Raw genomic sequence first — 17,069 nt, 5'->3', positions numbered from 1 at the left:
CTCCCACACGCCAAGCGAAAGCTTGCGACGCGGCAAGCTGGAAGCGAGCCCTACATCAGGGCGTCAGCATGACGAGACTCAAATCGTCCGGCTTGCCGTGCTCGGAGTGCATCCGCTGGGTCGCCTGATCGACCAGCGAGCGCATGCGTTTGATCGGCGGGCCGACTCTGGCGAGCGCGCAAACCTCGTCCAGATGCAAGTTATCGAACAGCCCATCGCTTGCCAGCAGGATGGTATCGCGTGCGGCCAGGCGAACGGCCGGCCCGATTTCGATGTGCATGCTCTTGGAACCGACCAGATTCGAGACGTAGTGGCGTTCGTCGTGATGCATCGCTTCGTCTTCGCCCATCATGCCGGACTGGACGGCATAGCCCACCGGTGAATGGGACGTCGATTTCCATTTGACCACACCACGTTGGCCGACGACGAGCGCCATGGAGTCACCGACTTGGTAGCCACGGGCGACGCGATCCTGAACTTCGATCACCGTCAAAGTGGTCGCCGCCCCGATCGCGAGTTCCAATATTTCGGAATTGGCCCGCTCGATCCCGTCGAGAATCAACGGCCGGAGATCACCGCTGGCGGTTTGGGATGCCACGCTGTCGCGCAGACATTGCATGGCGATGGCGGATGCCTTGTGTCCGACCGGAGAACCGCCGACACCGTCGGCGACGGCCAACACCAATCCGCCATCCAACGTGCCGATGACCGCGGCACTGTCGTCATTGGGGTCCTGCTTGCCCGGGCAGGTGCGGGCAAACGCCAGTACACGACCTTGGCCATGGCCGAGAACCTCAGGTTCGTCCATCTCGCTTTCGAGATAGAGCCGCGTCGGTGATGTTGAGTTGGCGGGGAGCAATCGTGAGCCCTACGGCGTCGGTTTGGAAACAATGCGTCCGGAAACGATTTAACTCGATTTTCGTTTACGAATGGCGTGGCGAATCGCCTTGGTCCGCGATTTCTCCCAATCCAAGGCCATTTTACCGGCATCGGCGTACCGATCGCGCGGCTTGACGGCAACGGATTTGCGGATGATGCCGATCAGGTCCGGATGAACGCGTTTACGAATCGTCGCCGCGCCGGGAAACGGCCAGTCAAAGGGGTACTCGGGCCACTTGCTGGAAAACAGTCGATAGGCGATCAAGCCGAGCGAAAACACGTCGCTGCGGGTCGACGGTTTCCCCATCGCCTGCTCCGGGGGCATGTAGCCGAGCGTCCCGGTCCCCGAACCGTTGATCGTTTGCTGAGCGACCTTGGCGATCCCGAAATCAGCCAGCCGCAACCAGTCGTCATCAAACAGCAGAATATTTTCGGGTTTGATGTCGCAATGAATCACGCCCATCGAATGAGCGTAAGAGACCGCTTCGAGCAATTGCGACATCAATTCGAAGCCGAGTTCGAACCGCATTCGCTTGGTCAAGCGATCATTGAGCGTTCGTTTGGCCAGCGGCGAAACGATGACGAAATGCCCATCGATAAAACGGGCGTCACGGATCGGCAGGATATTGGGATGGTCCAATTCGATCGTCAACCTGACCTCGCGACGAAACTCATCGATCAGCTCGGGCGTGACCCAATGTGAATTCGGGATTTTCAACGCCACCTTGGTCGAAAGCAGGGTGTCGGTGGCGGCGTAGACGTCAGCGAATCCTCCCTGTCCGATCCGTCGGTTGAGCCGATATTTTCCCAAACGGCTTCCGACTCGAAGTCGCGGGGCATCGCCGGAAATGGGGTAGTCAGTTTGTTTTGCCATGCCTTTGTCGTCGCTCGTCGTTTCCGCTCCGCATCACTTTAGCGTCTATCCGATGTCAGCGGTGAGCGGTCGACCGCTGCGATGAAGCGAATCGCCCGCTGCAAAGAACGCATCACCTTCCCTATAATAGGGGACGATTTGCCCAATACTCATTGAAAGCTGCGCGCTTTGCGATCGTCTCCTCCCATGGTCCCAGGTTCCCCTCATTCTTCCAGCCAGACTTGGTTCGGCAAGTCCGTCGCTCCCGGCGAATCGGTCAACTCGGAATTGTTGATCACCGAAAGTTACAGCAGTCGGGATGTTGGGATTTCCTTGCGGGTGATTCGGGGGCTTCGCGACGGCCCCACGGTTTTCGTCTCCGGCGCACTCCACGGCGATGAAATCAACGGCACCGGCGCGATCCGGTCGCTGATCGCCGACAACGACTTGCAACTCACCGCGGGCACGGTCGTGCTGATTCCGGTGTTGAACGTGCTGGGGTTCGAGCGGCATTCACGGTATCTGCCCGACCGCCGTGATCTGAATCGCTGTTTCCCCGGCAACGCCAGCGGAAGCATGGCGACACGAATGGCCAAGGTGATCTTTGATGCCATCGTACGCCGCTGTGATTACGGAGTCGACCTCCACACCGCCGCCGTGCGGCGGACAAATTACCCGAATGTTCGAGCCGACTTTCGCAATCCGGACTGTATGCGGCTGGCCGAAGCCTTTGGTGCCGGCGTGATCCTCGATGGGAAAGGCCCCAAAGGGTCGCTGCGCCGCGAGTCCACCCTGGCGGACTGCCCGACGATCGTGGTCGAGGGTGGCGAGGTCTGGAAGGTTGAACCGTCGATCGTCGAATGCATGAGACGCGGCGTGCTGAACGTGCTGAAAAGCCTGGAGATGATGGAGGGTGAACCTGAACTGCCGATCGGGCAGGTCAAGATCAGGCAAACCAAGTGGATTCGCGCCGAACGTGGCGGATTCATGGACTTGCATGTCTCCCCGGGCAGCACCGTCGCCGCCGGACAGCCGATCGCAACCAATAGCACGTTGGTGCACCAAGACCAGAATCAACTGATCGCCCCCTTTGACGGGATCGTGATCGGGATGTCGACCCTGCCCGCGGTTCAGCCCGGCGAGCCCGTTGTTCATCTGGGACGCCTAGCCGGTGCCAAGAGCGCGCGGCGAGTCGAAAAGCATTCCCAAGCCGACGAAGTGCAACGGACCGCCCAAGAACATCTCTCGACCAACATCCAAATCGTCGACCCGAACTAATCCCTAACCCGTGACCGCAACGCCATGAAACTCGGAATCCTCTCGCGAAGCATCCGCTGCTACAGCACCCGCCGACTCCGCGAGGCCGCCATCCAACGCGGTCATCGGGTGAAAGTCCTGGACACCTTAAAATTTGCGATCGACCTCAAGCCCGCCGAACCCGACCTGTTCTTTCGCGGCAAGCAGCTGTCTCATTACGACGCCGTGCTGCCACGAATCGGAGCCTCCATCACACAGTTCGGCACCGCGGTGGTACGGCAGTTCGAACAGATGGATATCTTCACCACCAACTCTTCCGCCGGCATCTCCAATTCCCGCGATAAGCTTCGCAGCCTGCAGATTCTCAGTCGACACCAAATCGGGATCCCCGAAACAACCTTCGTTCGGGACAAACGGGACGTGCTGCCGGCCATCGAACGCGTCGGCGGCTCCCCGGTCATCATCAAACTGCTGGAAGGCACCCAGGGCATCGGCGTGTTGTTGGCTGAATCGGTCAAGGCCGCCGAAGCGATCGTGGAGTTGCTGCAAAGCCAAAGGCAAAACGTGCTGATCCAGAAGTTTGTCGCCGAAAGCAAGGGCAAAGACATTCGTGCGTTCGTCGTCGGAGACCAGGTCGTCGGCGCCATGCGTCGCGTCGCCCAAGGGCAAGAGTTTCGTAGCAATGTGCACCGGGGTGGCGTGACCGAACCGGTCGATCTGCCCGATGACTATCGCGAGGCTGCCATCCGAACCACCCAAATCATGGGACTGAGAGTCGCCGGCGTCGACATGCTCGAAGGTAAAGATGGCCCCCAGATCATGGAAGTCAATTCGTCCCCAGGACTAGAAGGAATCGAGCACTGCACGCAATTGGACATCGCCGGGTCCATCATCGACTACATCGCCGCCCAAGTCGATTTCCCCGAAATTGATTTGCGGCAACGACTGACCGTCAGCCGCGGCTACGGTGTGGCCGAAATCCATATCCCCGAAGGGTCCGAGTTCGTCAACAAAACCGTCCAGTCATCGGGACTGCGCGAAAAAGACATCAACGCACTGACGCTCTACCGGGGTTCAACCGTCATCCCCAACCCACGCTCCGATCGCGAATTGATGGCCGGCGATCGCCTGCTGTGCTTCGGCAAACTGGAACTGATGCGAGGTTTGATCCCCAAGAAGACGCGGCGAATCCGCAAGCCGAAAGTCCTCCACCTGCCCGACCTGCCCGTCGCCCACGAAGCCATGACCAGCGATCCCGAAGCGACGGGGTCCTGAGCGGGGGGGGTGCGGCGTCTATCGGTTTTGTCACGCGAAGCGTTTGTATGACTGACGCACCATCAAGTACCCAGGTAGGGGCAACGCCCCAATCGTTTACCTAGCCCGGCCCAACGGGCTGGGTACCAGCACCAAACGAAAATTGCAGGGCCAACGGCCCGACCGTTTGATTTGACCGAGGAGAAGGCGGATCAAACGGCCGGACCTTCGGCCCTCTCGACCCCATTGCACATTCAACCCGGCCCGTTGGGCTGGGCTAGGCAAGCTGCAGGGCCGTTGGCCCGTTAAGAAACAACGCGCCCAACGGATGCGGGCAATGCCCCGTTCATTGACCTAAACCAGTCCGACAGGCCGGGCATCCCCGATAAGGGCAACGCCCCGATGGTTTGCCCAGTACCGCCCAAGGGATGTCGATCTAAGTGGCGGAGCCGATCGCAGCGGCACACCCCCCCCAACGTAAAATACCACAGGACCAGTGCGCAATAATACATACCCTCCGCGGCGGCGGCGCCTACACTGTAGGGACCTCACGGTCCTCTCTCCTCGCGCCTCCCAATCCAGTCACTGCGAATTCCCCAAGCAGGTTGACCCACAGCCCATGAAAACCCTGACGTCCTTCTTCAGCCTTCTGATCACCGGCGTGATGCTGTTGCCGGGCCAGTCGTCCCACGGCGACGACATCCAGGTGCTGTTTCTCGGTGACAACGGACACCATCAACCCGGCATCCGTTTCCGCGAACTCGAACCGGTCTTGCGGACCCGCGGCATCGCGATGACGTACACCGACCAAATGTCGGATTTGACGTCGTCCAAGTTGGATCAATACGACGTGTTGGCGGTCTATGCCAACATTGACGAAATCGCTCCCGACCAGGCCGACGCCATCTTGGATTACGTCCGCGGCGGCGGCGGGTTTGTACCGCTGCACTGCGCGACGTACTGCTTTCGCAACGCCCCCGAAATCGTCGCCTTGATGGGCGCCCAATTCCAACGTCACGGCACCGGCGTCTTTCGATCCGAAGTCGCCGCGCCGAACCACGAACTGATGAAGGGATACGGCGGGTTCCAGAGCTGGGATGAGACCTACGTGCATCATTTGCACAACGACACCAACCGCACCGTCTTGGAGTATCGCATCGACGACGAAGGTCGCGAACCGTGGACTTGGATTCGGACCGAGGGACAAGGCCGCGTTTTCTATACCGCTTGGGGACACGACTCGCGGACTTGGACGAACCCCGGATTCCAGAATTTGGTCGAACGCGGGATCCGCTGGGCGGCGAAACAGGATCCATCGGCAGCCGGCACCTACCTGGCCGATCAAGCCTTTCCCGTCCCCGCGATGACCAAGATCCCCGACGACGCGGCGGAATTTGAATACGTCGACGTCGGTGGCCAGATCCCCAACTACACGCCATCGAAGCAATGGGGCGTTCAGGGCAAACCGCTGAATTTGATGCAAAAACCGCTCGCTCCCGAAGCGTCGATGCAACACCTGGTGGTCCCCGAAGGCTTTCACGTCGAACTGTTCGTCTCCGAGCCGACACTCGGCGGCAAACCGATCTGCATGGCGTGGGATGAGCGTGGACGGTTGTGGGTCGCCGAAACCATGGACTATCCCAACGAACTGCAACCGCCCGGGATGGGGCGCGATCGCATCCGCATCTGCGAAGACAGCGACGGCGACGGCCGGGCCGACACGTTCACGGTGTTCGCCGAAAACCTCAGCATTCCGACCAGCATCGCGTTTTCGCGCGGTGGCGTGATCGTCCAGAACGCGGTCGAGACGCTTTACTTGAAAGACACCGACGGAGACGACCGGGCGGACGAGCGTCGCGTGTTGGTTTCCGGATGGGATCTCGGCGACACCCACGGCGGTGTCAGCAACTTCCAATATGGTCTGGACAACTGGATCTGGGCGATGCAGGGGTACAACAATTCCCAGCCCGTCGCGGGTGGTCAGACCGAGCGGTTTCGGATGGGATTCTTTCGCATGCGTCCCGACGGAAGCGAAATCGAGTTCATCCGTTCGACCAACAACAACACGTGGGGACTGGGGATCAGCGAAGAGGGGTTGATTTTCGGTTCGACGGCCAACGGCTGCCCGAGTGTGTTCATGCCGATCCCCAACCGGTACTACGAACGCGTCCGCGGCTGGACGCCGTCGCTGACACTGCAGTCGATCGCCGACACCAATGATTTTCAACCGATCACTGACAAGGTGCGGCAGGTCGATCATCACGGCGGATACACCGCCGGCGCCGGTCACGCCCTGTATACCGCCCGCGAATACCCCCGCGAGTACTGGAACCGTGTCGCCTTCGTCAACGGTCCGACCGGACACCTGGTCGGCTCGTTCGTGTTGCGTAGCGAGGGCAGCGATTTCCAATCGACCAGCCCTTTCAATCTGCTGGCCAGCGACGACGAATGGACCGCTCCGATCATGGCCGAAGTCGGCCCCGATGGCCATGTCTGGGTGATCGACTGGTACAACTACATCGTGCAGCACAACCCGACGCCGGAAGGTTTCAAAACCGGCAAAGGCCGTGCGTATGAAACTGAACTGAGAGACAAAAAGCACGGTCGTATTTACCGCGTCGTTCCGGATGGTTCTGCGGGAGCCCCCGTACCCGATCTGTCTAAAGCCGATGCGGCCGGACTCGTTGCCGCGCTGACCCACCCGACCATGCTGGTTCGCAAACACGCCCAGCGGTTGTTGGTCGAACGCGGCCAGCGCGATGTCGCTGACGGCTTGATCGAACTGGTGAGCGACCGTCAGGTGGATGAGATTGGCTTGAACGTCGGCGCGATCCATGCGCTTTGGACGATGCACGGTCTGGACTTGCTCAACGGTGGCCATGCGGCCGCCAACCGAGCGGTTGTTTCCGCGCTCAGGCACCCGTCGGCCGGAGTGCGGCGTAACGCCGTCGCCGTGCTGCCCTCGTCGATCGACTCGACCCAAGCGATCCTGGACGCCAATTTGCTCGCCGATCGAGACGCCCATGTGCGTGTCGCCGCGTTGTTGGCGTTGTCTGACTTGCCGACCAAATCGAATGCCGCAACAGCGCTGACGGCGGTGCTCACCCATCCGGTCTCGATGGCCGACCGCTGGACACGCGATGCGTTGACCAGCGCCGCGGCCAACAGCAGCGGTCCGTTTCTGAAATCGTTGGCGTCCGTCGCCGAGCTGTCCGATCAAGCCATCGAGCTGATCACGATCGTCAGCGAACACCACGCCCGCGGCGGTGACAACGAGGATGCGGCCGAATTGCTCGCCGCACTCAACGCCGCCGATCCCGCCGTCGTCGAGGCCGTATTGCAAGGATTCAGTCAAGGCTGGAAACCCGGACAAACGGTCGCGCTCGACGACACCGTCGAAGCCGACTTGGAGAAATTGGTCGATCGCGTTTCGCCGGGATCCAAGGGCTTGCTGGTGCGACTGGCAACCCGCTGGGGCAGCAAACGATTTTCACGCTACGGCAAAGAGATCGCCGACGGATTGCTGAACGTCGTTCGTGATTCGAAGGCTGACGAAGCAGACCGAGTCGCTGCCGCGTCCCAGTTGGTCGAATTCATGCAGGATGACGGAGACGTCGTGATGGACTTGCTCGACGAAGTGACTCCGCAAACACCGCCCTCGGTTTCACTGGGAATCATCGCGGCCTTGGAAAAGAGCCGTTGGGAGGAGGTCGGTGTCGAGCTGGTCGACCGTCTCGCCACCATGACGCCGGCGCTCAAAAAGGCGACGTTCTCGCAATTGCTCAAGCGACCCACGTCGACCGCCGCGCTGCTGGACGCCGCCGAGTCGGGTGATGTGTCATTGGATGAATTGGCACTCGATCAAAAACAATCGCTCGCGGCGCACCCGGACCGTCAATTGCGACGCCGCGCCCAGAAACTGTTTGAACAAGGCGGCTCGCTGCCCAACGCCGATCGACAACAGGTCCTCGACAAATACCTCGTGACGACCGAGCGTAGTGGCGACGCGGACAAGGGACTGGCGGTCTTCAAAGAACATTGCTCCAAGTGCCATGTCCACGGTGATATCGGCGTCGCGATCGGTCCCAATCTGACCGGGATGGCGGTCCACCCCAAGAAGGAATTGCTCACGCACATCCTCGACCCCAGCCGAAACGTCGAAGGGAACTTCAGGGCGTACAGCTTGCTGAGCGTCGATGGAATCGTGCTGACGGGGATGCTGGCGTCCGAATCGCGGACGGCCGTCGAGCTGATCGACACCGAAGGCAAGAAGAAGAGCGTGTTGCGGGAAGACATCGAACAATTGCGGATGTCGACCAAATCGATCATGCCCGAAGGATTCGAGAAATCGATCTCCCCCGAATCGATGACCGACTTGTTGGAATTCCTCACGCAACGGGGCCAGTTCGTTCCGCTACCCCTGGATAAATTCGCCACCGCGGTCAGCACCAAGGGGCTGTTCAGCATGTCCGACAACGGCCCGGACCGAATGGTCTTTTCCGATTGGAAACCGAAGACGTTCAAGGACGTTCCTTTCCTGTTGACCGATCCGCTCGGCAAAACCAAGCCGAACATCATCTTGCTGCACGGCCCCAACGGCCCCCTGCCGCCCAAGATGCCCAAGTCGGTTTCGATACCGTGCAACAGCCCCGCCAAAGCCATCCACTTGCTGAGCGGTGTCGGCGGTTGGAGTTTCCCCTACGATCGCCGCAAGACGGTGTCGATGATCGTGCGATTGCGGTATGCGGGCGGTGAAACCGAAGACCATGAACTGGTCAACGGTGTCCACTTTGCCGATTACATTCGACGCGTCGACGTCCCCGAGAGCGAGTTTGCATTTGCCCTCGGCGGACAACAGATCCGTTATCTGGCCGTCACGCCGAAGCGACACGACGTGATCGACACGATCGAACTGGTCAAAGGCCCCGACAACTCCGCGCCCATCGTGATGGCCGTGACCGTCGAGTCGCCGGACGCCAAGCATTAAAAGTGGGATAGGCTTCCAGTCCTGTCGTTCCAGGATCAACGATACCTGACAGCATACTCTCATGCTCCCACTTGAAGTCACCCTCCCAGGCAGGGAGGGTCGAGCGAAGCGAGGGGAGGGTCACCCCGAAACCGTCGACAGATTCCAAGCCACAACAGATTCCGATTGGTTTGCGACGCCAACTCGGCGAGAGTAAGATCGTCGGTATTCCGATCAACAGCACGAAACAAGTGGAACTCTGGATGTCGTTTCAAACGGAAACACCCGGCAAATTGGGCTATGCACATTACGTGGGTTTTCCCGATGATGGCCGCCGTCACGAAATCATCGATGGAGACCACTACGTGTATCCTGCTCCGAGCACGTATCATCAAACCGTCTCCAAGCGACTGCAGTATCAGCTTTACACCCAATTCGAACTGGCAGGTAAGGGGCTCGTTTTTGATGCTCCCGTTGATGTTCAATTGACGGCACACGACATCGTCCAGCCGGATCTGGTCGTCATTCTTAACGCCAAAACCCAGATGATCACTCCGACCAAGATCAAGGGCATACCGGATCTGATCGTCGAGATTGTTTCGCCATCGAGCTCGGACAACGATCGAAAGCTAAAGAAGCAACTCTACGAGCGAGTCGGGGTGACGGAATACTGGATCGCCGACCCGTTTGAGCACCTGATTGAACAGTGGGTCCTGCAATCAGGCGGTTATCAAATGCAGCCGGCTGCGGATCCGCTCTGCCCGACGATCGATCCCGAGGTGCGGGTCCCGATGAACGAGATCTGGTGACGCGATCCGTCATGGACGAGCATCCCCCATCCCAGCGGGAAGCGTCAGCGAGCGGCACATCCCAGCGGGAAGCGTCAGCGAGCGGCGCGTGACGGGACCAAACACAACCGCCCGCCACTAGCTGACGGTCTGTTGATTGAGTGAGCCGTGACGCGTAGGCGGCCGGGCATTCTGGTGCCCGCCCGAGGCCTTACGGCCGGCGGCTCACCATTGACTCAGCAGATCCCGAATCAATCAACAGCCCGCTGAGGCCCCGCGCCGGCACCTGGACCGCCCACTCATCCCCGCGATTTCGTATATCCTGTTGGATCCTTTCACTCGCACCTCGCGATCCAGGTGCAGCCATCCAACCTCCCGCCCTCCAAGAACGAACCATGCTCCGTGTCACCGCGATCCGCTTTGCGCTGATTTGCTTTGCCTTGTTCCTGCCGCGTTGTCTCTCTGCGGCGGACGCCAAACCGAACTTTGTGATCATCTTCGCCGACGACCAGGGCTACGGCGACCTGGGCTGTTTCGGCTCGACCAAAATCAAAACGCCGAACATCGATCGGATGGCCGCCGAAGGCCGACGGTTCACCAATTTCATGGTCGCCTCCCCGGTCTGCACTCCGTCTCGGGCCGCCCTGCTGACCGGATGTTATCCCAAACGCGTCGGAATGCACCAGCACGTCCTGTTCCCCGCGTCGACCAAGGGGCTGAATCCGACCGAGCACACCATCGCCGATCATCTGAAAGCCCAGGGCTACGCGACGGCCTGCTTCGGCAAATGGCACTTGGGGCATCATCCCGAAACGCTGCCACAACAAAACGGGTTCGACACCTACTTGGGGATCCCCTACTCCAACGACATGAACCATCCCGACAACAAGGGCAAGCCCAGGGTGCCGTCAGACGAATTGTGGAAGAACCAGGAAAGCGCGATCACGTTGTGGAACACGCCGCTGATGGAAAACGAAAAGATCGTCGAGTTGCCGGTCGATCAACGCACCGTCACCCGACGTTACACCGACCGAGCGGTCGAATTCATCGAAGCGAACAAAGACGCCCCGTTCTTCCTGTACCTGCCGCATTCGATGCCGCACATCCCGTTGTACGTCCCCGCGGACGCGTATGACCCCGATCCGCAAAACGCCTACACCTGCGTGATCGAGCACATCGACGCCGAAGTCGGACGGGTGATGGACACGATTCGCGAACTCGATTTGGCCGACAACACCTACGTGATCTACACGTCCGACAACGGTCCCTGGTTACAATTCAAAAACCACGGCGGCTCGGCCGGACCGTTGCGGGCCGGCAAAGGTACGACGTTCGAGGGCGGCCAACGGGTGCCCTGCGTGATGTGGGGTCCCGGCCGCATCCCCGCCGGAACCGAATGCGACGAGCTTGTCGGCACCATTGACTTGCTGCCCACGATCGCCGCGATCACCGAATCGCCACTTGCCAAAGACCGCAAGATCGACGGCATGGACGTCTCGGGACTGTTGACCGGAACCTGGGACCAAACGCCGCGAGAGGAGTACCTGTACTACACGTCGCAAGGCGCGATCGAAGGCCTGCGGAAAGGCAAATGGAAACTGCTGGTCAAGCAGAATCGTCCGCCACGCAATCGACCGAACGCCCAAGTGCCGCCGCCGGAGATTTTGTTGTTCGACTTGTCACAAGACATCGGCGAACAAACCAACCTGTCGGAGGAAAAACCAGAACTGGTCGCTTCGATGCGTTCCCGCATGGAAGAACTGGACGCCGAAATCACCGGCAACGCGAGAGAACCGTGGCGCAAGTAGGTCACGCTGTGCGTGACAGCATTCCACTTGTTCCCGGGCAACTGTTCGCTCCCACGCTTCATCACGGCCGCTGGTACTTTTGGCGATACTTCTCCGCCAGCGTCTTGTGTTTGCTGCCCAGGTCGACTTCCGCACCGGCGATGTAGGCCGCGGTGACGTTGGACTCGGTCTGCAAGACATCGCCGTCGACGACGATCAACGTGGCGTCTTTGCCGACCGTGATCGATCCGACGCGATCGCCCACACCCATGATCTCCGCCGGTGACAAGGTGATCGCGCGGAGTGCTTGATCGGCCGGCAGCCCGTATGCCACCGCGACGGCGGCATGGTACGGCAAATTTCTGGCTGCCGCTCCGCCGCCGGGACTTCCCGCTCCCGCACCACCGATCGCAAAACGGATCCCCGCGTCCATCAACCGGCGTGGCAGCGTGTAGGGATGGTCATAGGGATCATGGCGTCGCAGTGGCAATCGATACGTCGCGTGGACAATCACCGGCACATCGTATTTCGTCAACATCGCCGCACACAGCGGTGCGTCATAGCCGCCATAGATGATCGGTCGGATCCCACGTGCAACGCAAAACGAAACGGCCGCCTCGATTTCACGTCGCGAATCGGCGTCGATGATCATCGGCGTCGTGCCTTCCAGCACCGGCACCAACGCTTCGAGTCGCAAATCCGTCGGTGTCGCATCCGGGCGTGCCTGTCTGGCGATGGCATAGCGAGCCGCGGTCTCCAACCGATCCGAAAGTCGTTTCAATCGTTCATCGCGTTCCTTGGCCCGATCCGCTTCGTTGCTTTTGCGTGAATCGTAGCCGCGCCAGTCGACCACCAGCCCGGTATCGCCCTTGAGCAGCATGTCCTTGTACGTCCATCCGTCCAACTGAATCACGCCCGACTGACCGCGGATGTCCCCGCGTTTGGGCGCGATCGACGCGAGCAGCACGCCTCCGGCCCTGGCGACCGGGATCCATTCGCTGTCGGCATTGACCGCGACCCAGGGTCGGAGGTTTCCGTTTTCGTTTCCGACCTCGTCGGTATCGATCGTGGAACGCACCGCGTTGACTTCGGCCAGCCCGATGTTGGACAGCGATTCCATCAGCCCGGGATAGACGTGTTTGCCGGCGACATCGACCGTCTGGCATCCCTTCGGCAACGCCACCTTGTTCCCCACCGCGGTGACCTTGCCTTGGTCAAAGACGACGGTGCCGTTTTCGATTCGGCGGCCATCGACGGGATGAATCGTCCCGCCGACCAGGGCGATCGGTTCGGTTTGCGGTGTACCGGGAATTTGGTCATGGGCGGCGGCGGTGCTGGCGAAGCAAAGGATCATCGCAGCGACCGTCGCCAGACGGTGGATCGGTGAGTGGCGATTCACCGTTCGACCTCCATTTGCTTCGCTCGCCCTTCCGAGCACTAAGTTGAGCGATCCGTTCATCAACGAAGTTGTAGTCTCCCTCCCTCTGGGAGGGTCGCGGAGGAGTGTGCGACGACGCGGGGAGGGTTGCTGCGACGCCAAAGTAGGTCGCAACGATGGAGCATCAATGTCGGAAACCCTCCCCTCGCTGCGCTCGACCCTCCCGCACACGGGAGGGTGACTTCCTGGCAACGCAACGCTGTTGTGGCTCCCGCCACGCACCGATGGCGGCCTGGAGGCGGGAGCCTCCATGACAGTGGGCTCCAAGGCGGAGACCAACGCCATGAACGATCTGTTTCCTGCGTTTGACGAGGTTTTAGCGGCAGGGCGCAAGCCCTCCGGTCCCGCATCTTTGCCAACACACCGGAGGGCTCGCGCCCTGCCGCTAACAAATCGTTCACGGCGCAAGACGGAGGCTGGGAACAAGGAAAAAGTGTCTCGGGAGGCGTCGCCGCGCGATGAGTTGCGATGATTCATTGTTGCACTCCTCCATGGTTGTGTCCGGCGTGTTGGTCTTGTTCGTCGTCGTGGTCGTGCCCGTGACAAAACTCGTCATATCGCAACCATCGATCTTCTTCTTCGGCCTCTTCGCCTCCGCCATTGGACCGTCCAAAATCTTTGTCGAGTATGTTCCCGATCAGCAACGAGCGCCACCTCGCATCACGCTGGCGACGCTGGCGATCCTGTTCCAACGAAAACATCATCCGGCCGTCGACCCACGTCTGCTCGCAGCGCGACAGCGTCGACAGCGGCGGCCCGCTCCAGACGACCAGGTCGGCGTCTTTGCCGATTTCGATGGAACCCACATGGTCATCGATCCGCAACTGTTTGGCCGGATTGAGCGTCACAAATTTCAGTGCCTCTTGCGGCGGCACACCGCCGTATTTGACCGCTTTGGCGGCTTCGGTGTTCAAATGCCGCGCCAGTTCGCGATCGTCGCTGTTGAAGGAAACGACGATACCGACGTCATGCATGATCGCGCCATTGTAAGGGATCGCGTCGTAGACTTCGAACTTATACGCCCACCAGTCCGAGAACGCCGACGCCATCGCACCGTGCTGTTTCATACGGTCGGCGACCTTGTAGCCTTCCAAAATGTGTTGCAACGTTCCGATCGTGACGTCGAACGTGTCCAGCAAATCCAACAACGCCACGATCTCGTCCTGGCGATAACTATGGCAATGAATCCAACGTTCGCCGCGGAGGATTTCTGCCACCGCTTCGAGTTCGTAGTCCACCCGCGGTGGCAACCCGTCGCGTCGGCCGCTGCGCCAACGTCGATGTTGTTCGTCGTATTCTTGGGCGGCCAGAAATCGGTCCCGGAACAACTGTTCGACACCCATGCGGCTGGACGGATAGCGAGTCGGAGACTCGGAACGATTGCTGCGTTTGACGTTTTCCCCGAGCGCGAATTTGATGCCCGCCGGGGCCTCAGCGAACTTCATCGCCTGCATGCCGTCGCCCCAACGTAACTTGATCACTTGGTTTTGCCCGCCGATCGGATTGGCCGATCCGTGCAAGATGTTCGACGTCGTCAATCCTCCGGCGAGTTGACGGTAGATGTTGATGTCGCTGTTGTCGATGAAGTCGCCGACGCGAACTTCTGCCGTCACCGCCTGCCCCGATTCGTTGACACCGCCGTCGGTGGCCATGTGCGAGTGGCAATCGATCAACCCCGGCGAAAGGTGTTTGCCCCGGGCATCGACAATCACGCACCCTTTGGGCGGTTTCAGCGAAACCCCGATGTCAGTGATCTCGCCCTCGATGACTAACACGTCCGTGTTGTCAAGCACGCCGCGGTCACCGCAGGTCCATACGGTGGCGCCGCGAAACAGAACGGCGGCTGCAACAGGCACGGGCTCGGTCACCCCGAGTCCGCCGAGCGGATGCGTGATGGCGATTTCATCCAGGATCGAATCGTCCCCTTGATCCGCCTCGGATTTCGACTCATCGGAATCATCGCTCGCCTCGTCCTCCTGATCGCCTTTCTGATCATCTTCGTCCGACTCCGCGGCATCGGGCTCTGGCAACTCGGCACGCTGCCAGTCCAGCGTTTGCGACGCGCCATCGGGCAGCGTCAGGGTCGAAAACACGGTCAACGCATCCGATTGGGCGACACTGACGATGGTGATCCGTGTCGGTCCGTCGGGCAATCGATCGTCGGCACCACCCAGGTCAACCCAAGCGGTCAAGCGATCGACCGCGCGTGTGACCTTGTTCAGCTTTGCCGAGGCCTCATCTTCTTTCTCTTCGTTTTTCTTTCCGTCTTCCTTCTCGCTGTTCTTTGCGTCTTTTTTCTTTGCGTCAGAATCGCTCTTTTTCTTTGATGCGTTGTCAGCCGATTGCGTTTGGGGCGGATTCTCGCTGACCACTTTGCCGGACCATTTATTCTTTTCCCGCTTCAATTCCAAACGTATCGGGAACCGTTTTCCATCGACCCTGAGGTTCGTTTTCCAGTTGCCGACCAGAGCATCGGGATCCGGGTCGGACGCAGCGTCGTGTTCGAATCGTTTTCCCGCCACCCAAGTCTCCAAGACCTTGCCGTCTTTGTCGAACAAGTCCCCCTCGGTCACGACCAGGTTAGCGAGCGATCCGACGCGTACTTGACCGACCAGATCGTCGACGCCGAACAATCGCGCGGGTGTGGTCGTGACTGCGGCCAAGGCGGCATCGCGCGACAAACCGCGATCAACCGCCGCACGGATGTTCGTGAGGAACGACTTGGGGTCGTCCAACCCGTCGGAAGTCAAACAAAACGTCGCACCGGCCGCGGCGAGCAAGGTGGGATTTTCAGGGGCAAAATGCCAGTGCATCAATTCCAACGACGTCACATCATCGGCGGCCGCTTCGGAGCTGACATCCGGTGCGTCGGGAAAGTCGACGGGAACCAACAGCGGTCGGCCGGCATCGACAATCGCGTTCAAGTCGCGGTACTCCCGCCCCGATCCGCGGATCACCAGATCGAGCGAAAACTCGTCGGCAAGTTGATCGGCTCGCAGAGCCATCCGTTCGTTGGGCGCATCGATGATGAACAGACCGCCGTTTCGGTCGCCGGCCAGACGGGCCAGGTCGTCGTTGCGGGTCGGTCGCGGCAATTCGGGTTTGGCGTTGTACGCTTGCCAGAGCCGCGTGTACCACTCCGCGTCGGCCAACGTTTGACGCAGCAGCGCGATCGCGCCCATCGGTGAATTCGGATAGCTGTCGCGGCGTTTGTCGCGCGGCACGGTCAGTTGCAGGTGCTGCGCGACGTCACCATCAAACAGACTGACGCGACTGGTTCCATCGAGCAACACCAAACAACTCGACCCCTTCACGATCGCGCCCCGGGGTGCGATCAACCGCATCGTGACGCCTTGCGTTCTCGATGCCGCGACATTCGAGACCGACTGGATCGCCGCTGCGGCAGCGCGGCGCGGCAGGACGTTCCCGTTCCAGTGGCCGGTGCCGCCGGTCGGCGGCTCCGGCGTGTCCACTTCCCCATAGCCATCAATCAATCCGGCGTAGATCGTTTTGCCGGTGCAGTCGATGACGAGCGCGGCGGCTGGAGGCGTGATGTCGGTGCCCACGGCGACGATCGACGTGCCCTGAATCGAGACCGACGCCGATTCCAAAACCTGACCGGGCTGAACGACAACGCGGGCGCCCTTCAAAAACACACGATCCGGTGGATTTTCACGGAGCCCCACGACGGGGCGGGCGTCGCCGGGATCTTGCGCGACCGCAGCCGAAATCGCGATCAAGAACAGAAAACAGGTGGACAGGAAAACGCGTTGACGCAGCATCATGGTTCACACAGGCGGCGGGTCGGGTTGGCAGGCAGCCGCCCATTGTAGCTCGATTGTTGTCC

Annotated in this window: 9 protein-coding genes; 5 read left to right on the top strand and 4 right to left on the bottom strand. The window is 60.3% G+C overall.

All coding sequences use genetic code 11. The features are described from left to right. Positions 1 to 55 precede the first annotated feature (55 nt). Both NZK35_RS01725 and NZK35_RS01720 read right to left on the bottom strand, forming a co-directional pair. Positions 56 to 808 carry a PP2C family protein-serine/threonine phosphatase gene (locus tag NZK35_RS01725; RefSeq protein ID WP_259630873.1) on the bottom strand — a complete coding sequence of 251 codons (753 nt, stop codon included), beginning with the start codon at positions 806 to 808 and terminating at the stop codon, positions 56 to 58. A gap of 99 nt (positions 809 to 907) precedes the next feature. Beyond that, a complete protein-coding gene (locus NZK35_RS01720) occupies positions 908 to 1,753 on the bottom strand; it encodes a serine/threonine-protein kinase (protein ID WP_259630872.1) in 846 nt (281 codons plus the stop codon). A gap of 186 nt (positions 1,754 to 1,939) precedes the next feature. On the opposite strand from NZK35_RS01720, the gene NZK35_RS01715 reads away from it, so the two are divergent. From NZK35_RS01715 to NZK35_RS01695, 5 genes are all read left to right on the top strand, one after another. Next, positions 1,940 to 3,010 carry a succinylglutamate desuccinylase/aspartoacylase family protein gene (locus tag NZK35_RS01715; RefSeq protein ID WP_259630871.1) on the top strand — a complete coding sequence of 357 codons (1,071 nt, stop codon included), beginning with the start codon at positions 1,940 to 1,942 and terminating at the stop codon, positions 3,008 to 3,010. A gap of 24 nt (positions 3,011 to 3,034) precedes the next feature. Beyond that, positions 3,035 to 4,264: a RimK family alpha-L-glutamate ligase gene (locus NZK35_RS01710; RefSeq protein ID WP_259630870.1), complete on the top strand. Its 1,230-nt coding sequence runs from the start codon at positions 3,035 to 3,037 to the stop codon at positions 4,262 to 4,264. A gap of 643 nt (positions 4,265 to 4,907) precedes the next feature. After that, positions 4,908 to 9,230 carry a PVC-type heme-binding CxxCH protein gene (locus NZK35_RS01705; RefSeq protein WP_456115269.1) on the top strand — a complete coding sequence of 1,441 codons (4,323 nt, stop codon included), beginning with the start codon at positions 4,908 to 4,910 and terminating at the stop codon, positions 9,228 to 9,230. A gap of 170 nt (positions 9,231 to 9,400) precedes the next feature. Next, positions 9,401 to 10,018 (top strand): Uma2 family endonuclease, encoded by a 618-nt coding sequence (locus tag NZK35_RS01700; RefSeq protein ID WP_259630868.1) that lies wholly within the window; start codon positions 9,401 to 9,403, stop codon positions 10,016 to 10,018. Between the two features lie 374 nt (positions 10,019 to 10,392). Then, complete coding sequence (locus NZK35_RS01695) at positions 10,393 to 11,805, top strand: sulfatase family protein (RefSeq protein WP_259630867.1); 1,413 nt, start codon at positions 10,393 to 10,395, stop codon at positions 11,803 to 11,805. Between the two features lie 61 nt (positions 11,806 to 11,866). Here NZK35_RS01695 and NZK35_RS34550 read toward each other — a convergent pair whose 3' ends face one another. Continuing rightward, on the bottom strand, positions 11,867 to 13,183 hold the full coding sequence (locus NZK35_RS34550) for an amidohydrolase family protein (protein ID WP_259630866.1): 1,317 nt from the start codon (positions 13,181 to 13,183) through the stop codon (positions 11,867 to 11,869). Positions 13,184 to 13,695: 512 nt separating this feature from the next. Then, positions 13,696 to 17,007, bottom strand: coding sequence for an amidohydrolase family protein (locus NZK35_RS01685; RefSeq protein WP_259630865.1), 3,312 nt, complete (start codon positions 17,005 to 17,007; stop codon positions 13,696 to 13,698). Between the last annotated feature and the right edge of the window lie 62 nt (positions 17,008 to 17,069).

The organism is Stieleria sedimenti (assembly GCF_025060895.1).
In the GTDB taxonomy this organism is placed as follows: Bacteria; Planctomycetota; Planctomycetia; order Pirellulales; family Pirellulaceae; genus Stieleria; species Stieleria sedimenti.
This window is presented reverse-complemented; position numbering and strand designations above follow the sequence as displayed.